15 protein-coding genes are annotated in these 14735 nt (G+C 70.8%); all 15 read right to left on the bottom strand.

What is annotated here, in order from left to right; all coding sequences use genetic code 11:
* Nucleotide 1: 1 nt before the first annotated feature.
* The 15 genes from PP1_RS24515 to PP1_RS24445 all read right to left on the bottom strand — a co-directional run bounded on the left by PP1_RS24515 (nt 2) and on the right by PP1_RS24445 (nt 14716).
* Nucleotides 2-1093, bottom strand: a complete 1092-nt coding sequence (locus tag PP1_RS24515) for a hypothetical protein (RefSeq protein ID WP_010228605.1) — start codon at nt 1091-1093, stop codon at nt 2-4.
* Entirely contained in the window at nt 1090-1977 is an 888-nt protein-coding gene (locus PP1_RS24510; protein WP_033199347.1) for an alpha/beta fold hydrolase, read from the bottom strand. Before PP1_RS24510 ends, PP1_RS24515 begins: the two co-directional genes overlap by 4 nt.
* Before the next feature lie 17 nt (nt 1978-1994).
* Nucleotides 1995-2807 (bottom strand): mycofactocin-coupled SDR family oxidoreductase, encoded by an 813-nt coding sequence (locus tag PP1_RS24505; RefSeq protein ID WP_010228601.1) that lies wholly within the window; start codon nt 2805-2807, stop codon nt 1995-1997.
* A gap of 52 nt (nt 2808-2859) precedes the next feature.
* Nucleotides 2860-3717 carry a sugar phosphate isomerase/epimerase family protein gene (locus PP1_RS24500; RefSeq protein WP_010228599.1) on the bottom strand — a complete coding sequence of 286 codons (858 nt, stop codon included), beginning with the start codon at nt 3715-3717 and terminating at the stop codon, nt 2860-2862.
* 25 nt (nt 3718-3742) lie between these two features.
* On the bottom strand, nt 3743-4633 hold the full coding sequence (locus PP1_RS24495) for an alpha/beta fold hydrolase (RefSeq protein WP_010228598.1): 891 nt from the start codon (nt 4631-4633) through the stop codon (nt 3743-3745).
* A gap of 91 nt (nt 4634-4724) precedes the next feature.
* A complete protein-coding gene (locus PP1_RS24490) occupies nt 4725-4847 on the bottom strand; it encodes a hypothetical protein (protein WP_010228595.1) in 123 nt (40 codons plus the stop codon).
* Nucleotides 4844-5713, bottom strand: a complete 870-nt coding sequence (locus PP1_RS24485) for a sugar phosphate isomerase/epimerase family protein (protein ID WP_010228593.1) — start codon at nt 5711-5713, stop codon at nt 4844-4846. The genes PP1_RS24490 and PP1_RS24485 overlap by 4 nt, the downstream gene beginning before the upstream one ends.
* Entirely contained in the window at nt 5710-6552 is an 843-nt protein-coding gene (locus PP1_RS24480) for a sugar phosphate isomerase/epimerase family protein (RefSeq protein WP_010228591.1), read from the bottom strand. The genes PP1_RS24485 and PP1_RS24480 overlap by 4 nt, the downstream gene beginning before the upstream one ends.
* A 10-nt stretch (nt 6553-6562) precedes the next feature.
* A complete protein-coding gene (locus PP1_RS24475; RefSeq protein WP_010228589.1) occupies nt 6563-7603 on the bottom strand; it encodes a rhamnose ABC transporter substrate-binding protein in 1041 nt (346 codons plus the stop codon).
* Complete coding sequence (locus PP1_RS24470) at nt 7600-8640, bottom strand: ABC transporter permease (RefSeq protein ID WP_010228586.1); 1041 nt, start codon at nt 8638-8640, stop codon at nt 7600-7602. Before PP1_RS24470 ends, PP1_RS24475 begins: the two co-directional genes overlap by 4 nt.
* Nucleotides 8637-9647 carry an ABC transporter permease gene (locus PP1_RS24465; protein ID WP_010228584.1) on the bottom strand — a complete coding sequence of 337 codons (1011 nt, stop codon included), beginning with the start codon at nt 9645-9647 and terminating at the stop codon, nt 8637-8639. Before PP1_RS24465 ends, PP1_RS24470 begins: the two co-directional genes overlap by 4 nt.
* Entirely contained in the window at nt 9634-11142 is a 1509-nt protein-coding gene (locus PP1_RS24460) for a sugar ABC transporter ATP-binding protein (RefSeq protein ID WP_010228583.1), read from the bottom strand. The genes PP1_RS24465 and PP1_RS24460 overlap by 14 nt, the downstream gene beginning before the upstream one ends.
* The gene (locus PP1_RS24455) at nt 11139-12716 is read right to left on the bottom strand and encodes a GMC family oxidoreductase (RefSeq protein WP_029239456.1); all 1578 of its coding nucleotides are present in this window, start codon (nt 12714-12716) and stop codon (nt 11139-11141) included. The genes PP1_RS24460 and PP1_RS24455 overlap by 4 nt, the downstream gene beginning before the upstream one ends.
* A 39-nt stretch (nt 12717-12755) precedes the next feature.
* Nucleotides 12756-13676 (bottom strand): sugar phosphate isomerase/epimerase family protein, encoded by a 921-nt coding sequence (locus tag PP1_RS24450; protein ID WP_010228581.1) that lies wholly within the window; start codon nt 13674-13676, stop codon nt 12756-12758.
* Nucleotides 13673-14716, bottom strand: coding sequence for a Gfo/Idh/MocA family protein (locus PP1_RS24445; RefSeq protein ID WP_010228580.1), 1044 nt, complete (start codon nt 14714-14716; stop codon nt 13673-13675). Before PP1_RS24445 ends, PP1_RS24450 begins: the two co-directional genes overlap by 4 nt.
* Between the last annotated feature and the right edge of the window lie 19 nt (nt 14717-14735).

Below are 14735 nucleotides of genomic sequence, written 5' to 3'. Positions count from 1 at the left end.
CTCAGTTCTCCTTCCGGTACGCCGCCGCGCGGCGATTGTGTTCGGTGATCGCGTCGGTGAGAGGCCGGTAGGGCTCGTCCCACGGGTCCTTGAGCCCCCAGCCGCGCCCACCGGTGTTCTCGACGTAGCCGCACCAGTGCCACCCGGCGAACCAGGGCTCGTCGAGCAGCGCCCCCATCGCGGCGCCGTAGTCCGCGCCGCGGGCTGCGTGGTCGGCCATGCCCTCGCGGTGCGGGTTGAGCTCGGTCGGGGTCCAGTTCCCGACGTCGGCGACGATCACCGGCTTGTCCCCGCACTGAGCGCGCCAGCGGGCCAGGTCGTCGTGCATCCTGCGACGGGACTCGTCGGTGGGCTCGGTGAAGTACTGCACCGACAGCGTGTCGACGTGCGGGGCCATCGCGCGCAGCACCGGTTCCGGGATCCCCTTGTTGCCGTTGAACCGGTCGCCGAGGATCAGATGGTGCGGGTCGTAGCGACGGATCGCCGTCGCGATCGTCTCGTAGTACCGGCTGGCGACGTCGTAGAGCCTGCGTTCCCGTGCGGCCGCGTCCAGGCCGGCGAGCTCGGCGAAGTCCCGCCCGGACGCGTGCGGCAACCAGGCCGGGATGTCGACCAGGAAGTAGCCGAGCAGGTCCGGCGAGTCGGCATGCTCGGCCGCGATCGCGCGGCCCAGGTGGTCGCACCAGTCGGCGAAGTCGTCGTCGAGCGGGCGGAACGCCGGGTGGCCGTTCCAGTCCTCGATCTCGGCCACCCGCACCTGGGCGACATAGGGCATCCCGGTGCCGCGCAGCTCCGCGGCCGACCACTGCTCGGAGTGCTTGAGGTCGATCGGGTCGCCGAACCAGTCCAGCGCCTCGCCCCAGCCGCCCGCGACGTACTCGCTCGTCCACCCCAGCGTGTTGAACCCCCACCCGCGCAGGTCCGCGACGACGCCGTCCCGGATCCAGCTCTGCCGTGACCCGTAGCGCTCCCGCCACACGTCGACGTTGCGCGGGTACTTCAGTGCCGTCTCGTCGGTGTGGTTGAGACCGAGGGACAGGAACGGGTTCCCGTCCGGGTCGACGAGCCGGCCGTCACGGACCGCGTAGGTCATGACGTCTCCCCGGCGAAGAAGCGCAGGTAGTGCCCGGCCAGCTCGGCCGGCGACTCCTCGGCGAGCTGGTGGCCCCACGGCAGGATCACCGCGCGCACGTCGTCGGCGACCTCGCGCATCTGCCGCTCGTTGTCGGCGCCGATGAAGTGCTCGCTGCCCACGGCCAGCACCGGCATCGGGAGGCGGGTCCTCGCGGACTCCTTGTTCTGGTCGCCGTCGGTGAGCGTGGCCCGGTAGATCTCGCACATGCACTTCACGCCGCCGGGCGAGGAGTAGCAGCGCACGTACTCGTCGAGCGCGTCCGGGGTGATCGCCGACGGGTCGTGCGTCTCGTGCTTCATGAAGTAGGAGAAGTACTCCCGCTCGTGGCCGTTGATCAGCATCTCGGGGAACTCGGGCACCGAGTAGAAGTTGATGTGCCAGAGCCAGACGTAGCTGCGCACGTTGTCCGGGGTCAGGAACGAGTAGTCCTCCAGCCCGAACCCGGGCAGGATCATCTCCTGGTAGACCAGCTGCTGCACGCGGTCGGGGTGGCGGGCGGCGAGCTGGTAGGCGGCCGCGGCGCCCCAGTCCTCGCCGACCACCCGGAAGCGCTCGTGGCCGAGCTCGGTCATCAGCGCGGCGAAGTCCTCGGCGACGTTCGCCATGTCGTAGCCGCCGTCGGCGTGCTCGGAGTCCCCGAGCCCGCGCATGTCCGGCACCACGACCCGGTAGTGCGGGGTGAGCAACGGGATCACGTGCCGCCAGTGATAGGAGGTCTTGGGCACGCCGTGCAGGAGCAGGACGGGCTCGCCCTCGCCCGCGGTCAGGTAGTGCAACCGGACGCCGTTGACGGTGGCCCGGCCGTGCCGGACCCGGTCGCCATGATGGTCGACGATCTGCATGTGGTTCCGCTCCTCACTCACTTGATCATGAAGCCGGCGTCGACCCGGTGCTCGACGCCGGTGACGTAGCGCGCGTCGTCCGAGACGAGGAAGGCGACCATCTTCGAGACGTCCTCGGGCTGGACCACCTCGGCGGGCATCCGGTTGCCGCGCATCGGCTCGGCCAGGTCCTCGTGCTCGCCCAGCCAGCGCACGAACCAGTCGTTGTTGCTCATGTCGGTGTCCACCCCGGTCGGATGCACGACGTTGACCCGGATGTTGTCCGGTGCCAACTCCCACGCCAGGGTCTTCATCAGCGCGATGCAGCCGTACTTGGCCGCGTTGTAGTGAGTGCACCCGGCCACCGCGCGCAGACCGCCGGTGGAGCCGGTGATCGTGATCGCGCCGCCGTTCCCGCCCGCGATCATGTGCGGCACGACGGCGCGGGTGGTCTTCCAGACCGACGTCAGGTTCACGTCGAGCATGTCGGCCCACTGGGCGTCGGTCAGCGACCAGGTGTTCTCCGCGGCGCTCATGAACCCGGCGTTGCAGACCAACGCGTCGATCCGGCCGAACTCGGTCATCGCCTGCTGCGCCATCGCCTCCACGGCGACGGTGTCACGCAGGTCGGCGCGCACCGCCAACGCCCGCCGGCCGTGCGCCTGCACCAGGCGGACGGTCTCGGCCAGCTCGTCCGCGGAACCCATCGGGTACTGCGCGGTGCCGATCTCACCCGGCACGTCGACGGCGACGACGTCGGCTCCCTCGGCGGCGAGCGTGACCGCGTGCGCGCGACCCTGTCCACGGGCGGCACCGGTCACCAGGGCGACCTTGCCGGTCATCCGGTCCATCGGTTGTCTCTCCTCGATCTCGGTCGTGCACGGATACCTCGGCGGCGCGGCGCTATCCGCTCACCTGTCGGAGGCATTCGCGGACGTAGGCGTCGGCGCCGCGCAGCTCGCGGGTGATCTGCTCGAGCGGCCAGCCCGCGGTGCCGTGGCACTTGAGGCTGGCGGCTCCGGTGTACCCGGACCGTGCCAGCGCGGCGAAGGGCACGGCGTGGTCGAGCACGCCGTCGGGACGGGGCAGCTGGCGTTCGCCCGGGCCGAAGTTGAGCCCGTCCACCCCGCGCCGATAGGCGTGGTCGATGTCCCAGACGTAGTAGTGGAAGAGCTTGCCCCGCTCGCTGAGGTAGCCGATCGTCTCGGTGATCGACTCGTTCATCACCCACAGGTGCGGCGGCGCCAGGCAGATGCCCAGGTTCGGGTGGTGCAGGTCCGCGAGCAGCCGCTTGATCTGGACGAGGCTGTCCACGCCCTCGTCCCAACGCTGTTCCTCGCCGGCACCGGACTCGAAGTCGGCGCTGAAGGGCACCGTGAGGTGGTTCTCCACCGCGATCCGGATTCCGAGTCGCTCTGCCTCGTCCAGCAGCGGCGGCAGGAACTCGGACACGAACACCGGGTAGTGCGCCTCGCAGTCGAACACCACGGTGTCGACCTCCAGGTCGTGCGCCAGCCGTAGCCGGTCGCGGACCTCCTCCTGGTTCTTGCCGTAGCAGGTCAGGCCGCACGCGGTGAGCCCGTGCCGGCGCAGCGCCGCGTTGATCGCGGACGGGTCGTCGCCAGGATCGATGTGCGCAGCCAGCGGTGGGGCCGACGACCACAGGTTGACCTCGGTGAAGCCCAGGCCGGACAGCTCGCCGAGCGCGGTGTCCAACGGGACGTCGTGATAGGGCAGGATTTCGGCGGTGTAGCGGAACACGGGGCCTCCTTCCTCGGTGGGACCGTCACGGCTGGTCGGCGAAGAACTCGCCGAGTAACCGGGCCAGCTCGGCGGGACGTTCCAGGGCGAGGCTGTGCCCGCACTCGGCGATCTCGACGTAGCGCACGTCGGTGGCCGTGCGCTCCATCTGCCGGCGGGACTCCTCGCCGATGAAGTGGCTGCTGCCGATCGTGAGCACCGGCATCGGCAGCGGTGTGCGGGCCCACTCCGTGTTCAGCTCGACGTTGGTGAACGTCGCGCGGTAGACCTCGAAGATGGCCCGAAGCCCACCCGGCGCGGCAGAGCAGCGGGCCCACTCGCGCACGCAGTCGTCGGTGATGGCAGCCGGGTTGTAGGTCTCGTTCTTCATCCAGGTGGACCAGAACTGCTCCTCCCGTCCGGAGATCAGCATCTCTGGGAAGTCCCGGACGTGGAAGAATCCGACGTGCCAGAGGAAGTGGTCGGAGAACACGTTGTCGGCGGTCAGCGCCGACCAGTCCTCCAGGCCGAACCCGGGCAGAAGCATTTCGGCGAACGAGAGCTTCGTGACCCGCTCCGGGTAGGTGGCGGCGACGGCGTAGGCGAACGCGGCACCCCAGTCCTCGCCGGCGATCGCAAACCTCTGGTGACCGAGCTCGGTCATCAGCGCGCCGATGTCGCGCGCGATCATGCCCATGTCGTAGCCGTCGTCGGGGCGGGCGGAGTCGCCGAAACCGCGCACGTCCGGGGCGACGACGGTGAACCTCTCGGAGAGCAGCGGGATGACCCGGTGCCAGTAGTACCAGCTCTTGGGGACGCCGTGGAGCAGCACCAGCGGGGGGCCCGAACCTGCCGTGACGTAGTGCAGGCGCACACCATTGACGGTCGCGCGGCCGTGCGTGACCGGCTGCCCTGCGTGGTCGGTGACGTCGTGCATCAATCGTTCCTCTCGTCGTGGGCCGGCACCGGCGCTGGTCGATGGGGGAAGGACCGGGCCGGCGCCAGGACGACCACACCGACGACCGTCGTCACCGCACCCACAGCAGCTCCTCGGAGAACGCCGAGCCGTCCCGGTCGTTCTGGTATGGACCGAGCCCGATGCCGGAACGGACACCGGGCAGCCCCGCACGCCACGACGCCGCGCCCGTCACGACCGGTCCCGGAGATCGTCCATGGAACGGAGGAACTCGATCGCGTCACGGGCCAGTGCCTGCGGCGAGTCAGCAACCTTGCGCCACAGCGACACCGCGCGGGCGATCTCGGCGACGGTGGGCAGGAACGACTCGACGACGACCTGGCCGTGGTAGCCGATCTCGTCGAGCGCGCCGAAGAACTCCGCCCACGGCACGTGCCCGCTGCCCGGCGTCCCCCGGTCGTTCTCGGCGACCTGGACGTGGAACACCCGGTCACCGGCCAGCCGCACGGCGTCGGCCAGGTGTTTCTCCTCGATGTTCATGTGAAACGTGTCCAGCAGCAGGCCGACGTTGTCCCGGCCGGTCGCGGCGCACAGCTCCAGGCCTCGCTCGACGGTGTTCACCAGGTCGGTCTCGAACCGGTTCAGCGGCTCGATCGCCAGCGTGACCCCGCACTCCCCTGCATGGTCAGCGGCCTCACGGATGCTCTCGGCGGCCCACCGGAACTGTTGCGCGCGCTCGTCCGGCCCGAGCATCCGGGCCTTGCCGGTCGTGGCGTACATCGGTCCGGCGACGTGCGGCGACCCGACCGCGGCGGCGAGGTCGATGCAGCCGCGCAGGTAGTCCACCCCCTGCCGGCGCCGCCCTGGATCGTCGTGCGAGAGATCGCGTTCGGCGCCGAACGCGCCGCACACGCCCACGGCCAGACCGGTCGCCCGGGCTGCCTCCGTCAGCGCCGGCGCGGAGAGCAACCCCGGGTCCTCCACACACACCTCGACCAGGTCGTAGCCGAGTGCCGCGACCTGCTCGAACGCCGGCCGCGCGGCGTCGTCGGAGAACGGGGAGGCCAGCAGGAACGTGCTCAGGCCCAACGGGCGGGTCACCGGACCGTCCTCAGGTCGGAGACGATCTTCTTGGTATGGGTGATCGCCGCATCGGTGTAGGCGTCGCCGAACTCCGGGGCGCCGGCGCCGGAGAGCACTCCCCACACGTCCCCGGCCGCGGGCAGCAGCTCGTAGGAGATCCAGCCGTCGTAACCGACGTCGGTGATCGCGGCGAGGATCGGACGGAAGTCGATGTGCCCGTACCCGGGCGCGGCGCGGTTGGAGTCGGCCAGGTGCACGTGGGTCAGGCGCGCCCCGGCACGGCGGACCGCGGCCGCGATGTCGGATTCCTCGATGGCCATGTGGAACGTGTCGGCCATGACGCCGACGCTCGGGCGGGCCACCTCGTCGACGAACGCGACAGCCTGGTCCATCCGGTTGATCAGATAGGTCTCGTAGCGGTTCCACGGCTCGACCGCGATCCGTACCCCGCACTCACCTGCGTGGTCACCGACCTCACGTGCGGCCTCGACCGCCCATTGCCACTCCCGGGCCCGCTCGGCACCGGGAAGGATCTTCATGCACGCCGTCGGGGTGAACGTGACGACCTCGGCGCCGAGCGCGGCCGCGTGGTCGACGTTGCCGCGTACGTAGTCGACGGCACGGCGACGCACGGCGGGGTCGGTGCTCACGATGTCGCGTTCCGGCGTGAAGATGCTGATGATGGAGGACGCGACCAGGCCATGCCGGTGCAGCGTGGCGCGGATCTGCCCGACGTCCTGCTCGGCGGGCTCCCCGACGAGCTCGACGCCGTCGTAGCCGTACCGGGCCAGCCGGGCGATCCCCTCGGCCAGCGGCTCCCGGCCGTAGGCCAGGGTGTTGTACGTGTAGCGGAACATGTCTCCTCGCTCAGCCGGTGGTCTCGAAGTCGTGCAGGTAGCGGTCGACGTTGTCCCGGGTGAACGTGATCGGGTGGCCCATCACGACCTCGCCGCCGGGCCCGATGGTCCTGTGCCCGAGACGCCCGGCGGCGAACGTCTCGCCGGCCCGGCCGGTGATCTCGCCCGCGGTGTAGGCGGCGGCCGCGTAGTAGGTCAGGTAGCCCAGGTCGCGCGGGCTCCACAGCACGTAGGCCGGTACCTGGCCGGCCTTGAGCAGCTCGGTCTGGTTACCCGGATTGCCCAACCCGGTGACCACCACGCGGTCGGCCACCCCCAGGTCGGTGGCGGCCTTGACGCCGGCCTCCATCGCGATCGGGGTCGGCGCCATGATCCCCCGCAGGTTCGGGTGGGCCCGCAGCAGTGCGACGGCGGCGTCGTAGCTCTTCTTCGCGTCGTCGTCCCCGTAGGACGTCCTGACCAGACGCATCCCGCTGTTCTCCGGCTCGTCGAGCTGGGCGATCATCACGTCGATCCAGCCGTTGGTCACCTCGGCCGTGCTCTGCGAGGACACGATGCCGAACTCGCCGGTGTTGCCCATTGCCCGGGCGAGGATGTCGAACTGGGCGCGACCCAGCTCGTCGGCCGTGGCCATGTTGACGAACAGGCCCCGCGAGCCGTCGGAGACGTCGGCGTCGTAGCTGATGACCCGCGCCCCGTCGGCACGGGCAGCGTCCAATGCCGGCGCGACCGCAGAGGAGTCCACTGCGGAGATGCCGATCACACAGGATCCGCGCTGACGTCCACTCTGGATTCGCTGGATCTGTCCGGTGACGTCGCCGGCCGCGGGGCCGACGAACGACAGGTCACCACCGAGCTCACGCTGGGCGTCGACCATCCCGGTGCGCACCGCGGCGAAGTACGGGTTGTCGGTGTTCTTCGGGATCATCGTCAGGTTGCAGTCCCGGACCGGTCGCGGCGGCGGAGGTCCGGACGGCTCCGCGGCGGCGCAGGCGGTCAGTGCCAGCAGCGCCGCCGCCGCGATTGCGGCTCCCGCACCCGGGCGCCTCACCGGACGCTCCCGGCCGAGCGACGGCGTTCACGCGACATGTGCAGGCGCCGGGACAGGGCGGGCACGACGACTGCGCCTACCATCAACAGACCGGTCACCATGTACTGCACGGCGGTCTCGGCGTCGCCCAGGGTCATCCAGCTCGTCAGGGTCGTGACCAGCAGCAGCGCCAGCAGCACCCCGACGAACGAGCCCTTTCCGCCGTACATGCTGATCCCGCCGATCAGCACGATGCCCACCACGATCAGCTCCAGCCCGGTGCCGTTGCTGGCCCGGACGGTACTGATGTATCCGGCGTAGGCGATGCCGGCTGTCGCAGCCACGACCCCGGAGAACACGAACAACCCGCGCTTGATCGCGCCCACCCGCAGCCCGGAGAAGCGGGCCACCTGGGAATTGCTGCCGATCGCGAACACAGCCCGGCCCAACGCACCGCGGTGCAGCAGTACCGCTGCCAGGACGGCCACCAGCACGAAGGCGACGAAGCCGTAGGGCACCAGGGTGCCGGGCAGATTCTCCTGGGCGAACGTGGTCAACCCGGGCGGCAGGTCGCTGATCCCCCGGTTCTCCAACAGCACGTAGGACAGCCCGCGGTAGAGGCCCAGCGTCCCGATCGTGACGATCAGCGACGGCAGTCCGACATCCACCACCAGCAGCCCGTTGACCAGCCCGGCCACCGCCCCGGTCAGCACGCCCAATCCGATCGCCGGCCAGGTGCCGAGCCCACCCGATACGGCCAGACCGAACACCGTCGCGGACAGCGCGAACGTCGACGCCGCCGAGAGGTCGATCTCCCCGGCGACCATCAGCCAGGCCATCGGGACGACCATCAGGCTCAGCCCGAGCGCGCCGGTCGCCGAGATGGAGAAGTTCTGTCCGGTCGCGAAGTACGGGCTGGTGGCCGACGCGACCACTACCGCGAGGACCACCAGTGCGAGGAGCGTGATCTCCCAGGTGCCGAACCAGCTCGGGAGTCGCCGTCGCACGGCGGCGGGGACGGGTGTGGGCGATTGCCGACCGGTCGTCTGCGCGGTCATGTGGACACTCCTCGGGATTCCAGGCGGCGCCGCAGGACCAGGTCGAAAGTGATCGCCAGAATGATCACCAGTCCCTGGATCGCCTGCAGCCAGAACGGGGAGACGTCGGCGAGGGCCAGACCGGTGCTGATCACGGACAGGATCGCCGCGCCCAGCACGACCCCGCCGACGGTGCCGACCCCGCCGGTGATGCGGACCCCGCCGACGACGACGGCAGCCAGGACGACGAGTTCGAAGCCGGTCGCGACCGAGGAGTCGACCGTTCCGTAGCGGGCACCCCAGAGCACCCCGGCGAGCCCACAGAGCAGCCCGGTGACGGTATAGGCCCCGAACACCAGTCGCTTCGAGGCGATGCCGGTCCGTTCGGCCGAGGCCGGGTCGCTGCCCACGGCAAGCATCGCGCGCCCGGTGAAGGTGTGCCGGATGACCACGTGCGCCAGCCCGGCTACCGCCAGTGCGTAGAGGAACATCAGCGGGATCCCCAGCACCGTCCCGGTGGCGATCGCCGAGTAGGAGTCAGGCAGGTTCTGCGCGGTGATCTGCGAGCTGCCCGCCAACGCGGAGCTGACCCCGCGGAAGATGTAGAGCGTGCCCAGCGTGACCATGATCGAGGGCACCTTGAGCGTCGCGACCAGGGCGCCGTTCACCGCTCCCAGGGCGGCTCCGAGCAGGCAGGCGACCAGCACCGTCAGCACCAACGGCAGCCCGGGGACGGCCGCGGTGAGGCCGGCCGCGAGGTAGGCGGTGAGCCCGACCGTGGACCCGACCGAGACGTCGATGTTGCGGGTGAACAGCACAAGGGCCTGGCCGACCGCGACGATCAGCACGATGGACAGGTCGGTGCCGATCTGGGCGAACGTGTCCCCGGTGGCGAACCGGGGCGTGAGCACCGCGAACAACAGCACGAGTACGACCAGGACGACACCGAGGCCTGCCTCCCGGTGGATCCGGCGCCGGGGTTCGAGCAGCGCCGGGACGGCCGCCGTGCGGTTGTCAGACTGGGACATCGGACACCTGCCCGGTCATCGCCGCCAGCACCAGTTCCGCGTCGAACGGGCGCCGGTCGAACTCCGCGCCTTGCGCACCGCGGTAGAACGTGATCACGCGATCGGACACGGCGAGCAGCTCCTCGAGCTCGTTGCTGATCAGGATGATGGTCAGGCCGCGTCCGGCCATCTCGGACACGAGCTGGTGCACCTCGGCCTTCGCGCCGACGTCGATGCCCTTGGTCGGGTCGTCCAGGATCAGTACTGACGGGTCGGTGGCCAGCCATTTCGCGATGACGACCTTCTGCTGGTTTCCCCCGGACAGGGCACCGACCACCTGGTCCGGACCGCTGGTGCGGATCCGGAGCCGGTCGATGTAGTCGCCCGCCAGCACCCGGTCGGCCTGCGGGGAGAGCAACCCGAACCGAGGGCGGCGCTCCAGCAGCGCCAGCGGCAGGTTGAAACCGATCGAGTGCTCCAGCACCACACCCTCGGAATGCCGGTCCTCCGGCACGTAGGCGACCCCGAAGCGCATCGCCTGCTGCGGGGACCTGATGCTCACCGCAGCGCCGTCCAGCACGATCTCGCCGGAGTCGGACGGCTCCAGCCCGAACAACCCGCGGGCGATCTCCGTGCGACCCGCACCGACCAGGCCGGCCAGACCCAGGATCTCGCCGCGACGCACGGTGAACGACACGTCGGTGTACGCTCCGTGCCGGCTCAGACCACGTACGTCGAGGCGTACCGGCCCGAGCTCGACGTCGGCCTTGGGGAACACGGTCTCCACCGAACGGCCCACCATGTGCCCCACCGCCGACTCCGGGGTGAACTCGTGCGCCGGACCGGTGATCACAGTGGCCCCGTCCCGGGACACGCTCACCCGGTCGGCGAGCGCGAACACCTCGTTCAGCCGGTGGCCGACGAACAGGACCGAGACCCCGTCGGCCTTGAGTCGAGCGATGATCTCCATCAGCCGATCCACCTCACGGGTGGACAGTGCTGCGGTGGGCTCGTCGAGCACCAGTAACCGGGTGTCGGTGTCGAGTGCCTTGGCGATCTCGAGCAGCTGCTGGTCGGCCGCGGACAGGTGCTTGACCTCGGCCGAGATGTCGAGGTGGACATTCAGGCGGGCCAGTGCCTCGCGGGCGTGCCGGCGGACGGCGCCCCAATCCAGGAGCCGGGTGCGACGGCGCGGGGCGGAGCCGGCCAGCATGAGGTTCTCGGCGACCGTCATGTCGGGGAAGGTCACGGGATGCTGATGGACCACCGAGATCCCGAGCATCCGCGAGGCACGCGGGTTCGGGATCGTCACCTCGGCGCCGTCCACGATGATCGTGCCGGCGTCCGGCCGGTGGATGCCAGCCAGCATGTTGACCAGCGTGCTCTTGCCCGCGCCGTTCTCCCCGAGCAGCGCGTGCACCTCGCCGGGGAACAGCGCCAGGTCGACGTGGCGGACCGCGACAACGCCGCCGAAGCGCTTCGCGACCCCGGACAGCTCGACCACCGGGGCGCTCATGACGCCTCCGGGAAGGAGCGCCCGCGAGCCGCGGCGGCCAGCCGCTCCGCGGTCATCACGGTGGGCAGCATCGTGTTGGCCGCCGGCTCCACCGGGATCACCGACGCGTCTGCGACCCGGAGCCCGGTCAGTCCGTGCACCCTGCCGTCCTGGTCCACCACACCACCGCGCTCGGCCGGCGCCATGGCACAGGTGCCGGTGAAGTGGTAGCCCGACGCGGTCATGCTCTCGATCGCGGCGTCCAGGGCGGCGTCGTCGGCGACGGTGGCGGCGTCGAGCCCGATCGGCTCGTGCAGCATCCCGGCCAGCGGTTCGCCCGTGATGACGGCCCAGCCGAGCCGCACGATCTCGCGGATCGCGTCCCGATCGACCTGTTCGGTCAGGTAGCCCGGCGCCACGCGGGGCAGCACGCTCGCGTCGGTGGAGGTGATCCGGACGGAGCCGACCGAGCGCGGCTTGTTCAGAACGCAACCCATCCCGGCGAGCTGACCCAGGCCCGTCCCGCCGGTGCCGGCCAACCCCCGTGCACCGGCCTCGGTGGTCGACACGTCGAGGTAGGTGAACATCGTGAGCTGCGCATCCATGGCGCCCGGCTGTGCCTCGGTCGAGGTGCGCAGCACCGTTTGGAGGCTGAAGTCCTCCGGAGACCACGTGCCCTCGCGCGGCGCTGCCAGCAGAGGCACCGAGAAGTGGTCGCCCAGGTTCTCCCCGACCGGCAGGTCCGACACGACCTGGACCCCCAGCCCGGACAGCAGTGTCGCCGGACCCACACCCGAGCGCTGCAACAGTGCCGGGGTCTGGATCGCGCCGGCGGTGAGCACGACCTCGCCGGCACCGATCACCGTGCCGTCGGTCAGCTCCACGCCGGTCGCGGTGGTGCCGTCGAAGGTGACGCGCCGGACGTGCAGGTCACCACGCACGGTCAGGCCGGGTCGCGCACGCGCCGGCGCCAGGTGGGTCGTCGCAGTGGACATCCGGGTGGCGCCGACCCGGTTCATCGGGGCCGGCCCGACGCCCTCGGCGTCGGGAGCGTTGAGGTCCGGCTGTTCCTTGGCCCCGAGCGCCCGGCAGGTCTGCACGAACGCGGCCTGGAGCGGGGCGTACTCGTGTTCCTCCGCCCGCGCGATCGGGAACGCGCCGCCGCGGCCGTGGATGTCCGCACCGGGTGCCGGGTCGTCCTCCAGCGCGCGATAGGCGGCCGACACGTGCGCCCAGTCCCAACGTGGGTTACCCCGCTCGGCCCACTCCCGGAAGTCGGCCGTGGCCCCGCGCAGCGCGATCATGCCGTTGATCGCGGATCCGCCGCCGATCAACCGCCCCTGCGGCACCGAGATCGATGCGCCGCCGGCCCCCTCGGCGGACAGACCCCAGTCGTGGCGGGGGTCGACGTCCGCCGCGTGCCCGCGCATCGGCACCACCCGGCCGTCGAGGACCGCGGTCGGTACCGTGGTGGGATAGTCGGGTCCGGCCTCGAGCAGTAGCACTCTGCGGCCGGGGTCCTCGCTGAGCCGGGCCGCCACGATGCACCCGGCCGTACCGCCGCCGACCACGACGACATCGACACTCTCGCTCAACTCGCAAGCTCCTTTGCTGCGGCAGTGTGTGAGGGCCCCTCAGGCCACGATCAGCGGCCGCAGGGTGCGGTGGGCGACCTGCAGGCCGGTGTGGATCCTGTCCTCGGTGCCACCCCAGACCGGGTCCTCGTGCTCGACCGAGAGCACGCCGTCGAAGCCGCCCTCATAGAGGGTGTCGACGACCCGGCGCCAGTCCACGTCGCCGAGGCCCGGCACCCGGTAGCGCCACCACCCGACGTCGAACGGGTCCTCGCGCTCGACGGCCTTCCCCGGCCAGCCGTAGCGGTGGCGCCGCTCCGGGAAGAGCTGGATGTCCTTGGCCTGCGCGTGCGGGATGCGGTCGACGTAGGGTCTCAGCGCCTCGACCGGGTCGATGCCCATCCACAGCAGGTGGCTCGGGTCGTAGTTGAGATAGAGCCCGAGCGAGAACATCCACTCCCACAGCTCCGGGGAGTAGGCGAGGTTGCCCGGGTAGCCGTCGGGGTGCCAGCCCTCCATCACGCAGTTCTCGACGATCAGCTTGATCCCGTGTTCGCCGGCCCGCTCCACGAGGGGCGGGAAGATCTCCTCGGCGTCGCGCAGGTTCTCCGCGACCGTCCTTCCCGGGTGTCGCCCGACGAACGTGCCGACGCTCGGACAGCCGAGCAACGCGGCGGCATCGATGCAGGCGGCGACGTGGTCGTTGACGGCCTTCCGCTCGCCCGGGTCGGGGTGCAGGTTGTTGTCGTAGAACGCCAGCGAGCTCAGCGTCAGGCCGTGGCGGTCGAACAGCGCGCGTGTGCTCTCGGCCTCCCGCTCGCCGAACGAGCTGACGTCGAGGTGGCTGGCGGTGAACGGGCGGTCGCCGACGGCCGGCCAGGCCGCCACCTCCAATGCCTCGTAGCCCTGTCCGGCAGCCCATGCCGCGATCTGCTCCAGCGGCTGGTCGGGAAGGCAGGCGGTGAGCATTCCGAGCTTCACGAGGGCACCTCCACCCAGGTCGAGGACTCCGATGAACGGATCACCGCGTCGGTCAGTGCGGCGGCGCGCAGGCCGTCGGCGAACGTCGGTAACCCGTCCGGTACTCCACCGCGGACCGCGGAGTAGGTGTCGGCCACGAACGCGTTGAAGCAGTCCTGGTAGCCCTGCGGGTGCCCGGGCGGGAGCAGCGAGTAACGCGCTGCGGCCTCGGACGACGCCGACGAGCCACGGTGCAGCGTCCGATCGCCGTCGATGCCACCGATCCGCACCGCCTCCGGGGCCTCCTGGTCGAAGCGGTACGCCGCCCGCTCGCCGTCGAGGGAGATCCGCAGGGCGTTGCGCCGGCCGAGCGCGGTCTGGCTGACCACCACCGAACCGGTGGCACCGGTGTCGGTCTCGAACTGCACGGTGCTGGCGGTACCCCCGCCCGCGGTCGCGGCCTGCAGGCGGGTGATCCGGTGCCCGCTGCTGAACTCGACCAGGTCGCACCAGTGCACTCCGACGTCGGCGAACGCACGGTGTGCGCCGCCCTCGGCGGCGTCGCCACGCCAGCCGGCCGGTGCTCCGGCGGCCTGCCAGTCCTGCAGGTAGGCGCCGTGCAGCAGGTGCAGAGGCCCGGACTCGCCCGCGTGGACCCGGGCCCGGATCTCCCGGGCCGCGGGATAGAAGCGGTAGACGAACGGCACGGTCGCGACCAGCCCGTGGGCCGCGGAGGCCAGTTCCCGCGCGCCGTCCAGCGTCGTCGCGAGGGGTTTCTCGCAGATCACGGACTTGCCCGCGGCCAGCGCCCGGCGGGCCAGAGCGACGTGCGTCGAGTTCGGAGTGCACACGTGCACCACGTCGACGTCGTCGGCATCGATCAGAGCCTCGCCGCTCACGGCCCCGGTGCGGGCACCGAGCCGGACGGCGGCCTCGTGCGACCGGTCGGGGCTCGATGCCGCGACGCGGGTCACCTCGCCGCCGGCCGCCCGGACGGCGTGCGCGTGCACGCCGCCGATGAAGCCGGCGCCGATGATCCCGGCGCGGAGCCTGTCCGCCATCGGTTGCTCCTGTCTCAAC

The sequence above is a fragment of the Pseudonocardia sp. P1 genome (genome assembly GCF_000178675.2).
Classification (GTDB): domain Bacteria; phylum Actinomycetota; class Actinomycetes; order Mycobacteriales; family Pseudonocardiaceae; genus Pseudonocardia.
Note: the sequence above shows the minus strand (reverse complement) of the source record. Positions and strands in the feature narration are given on the sequence as shown.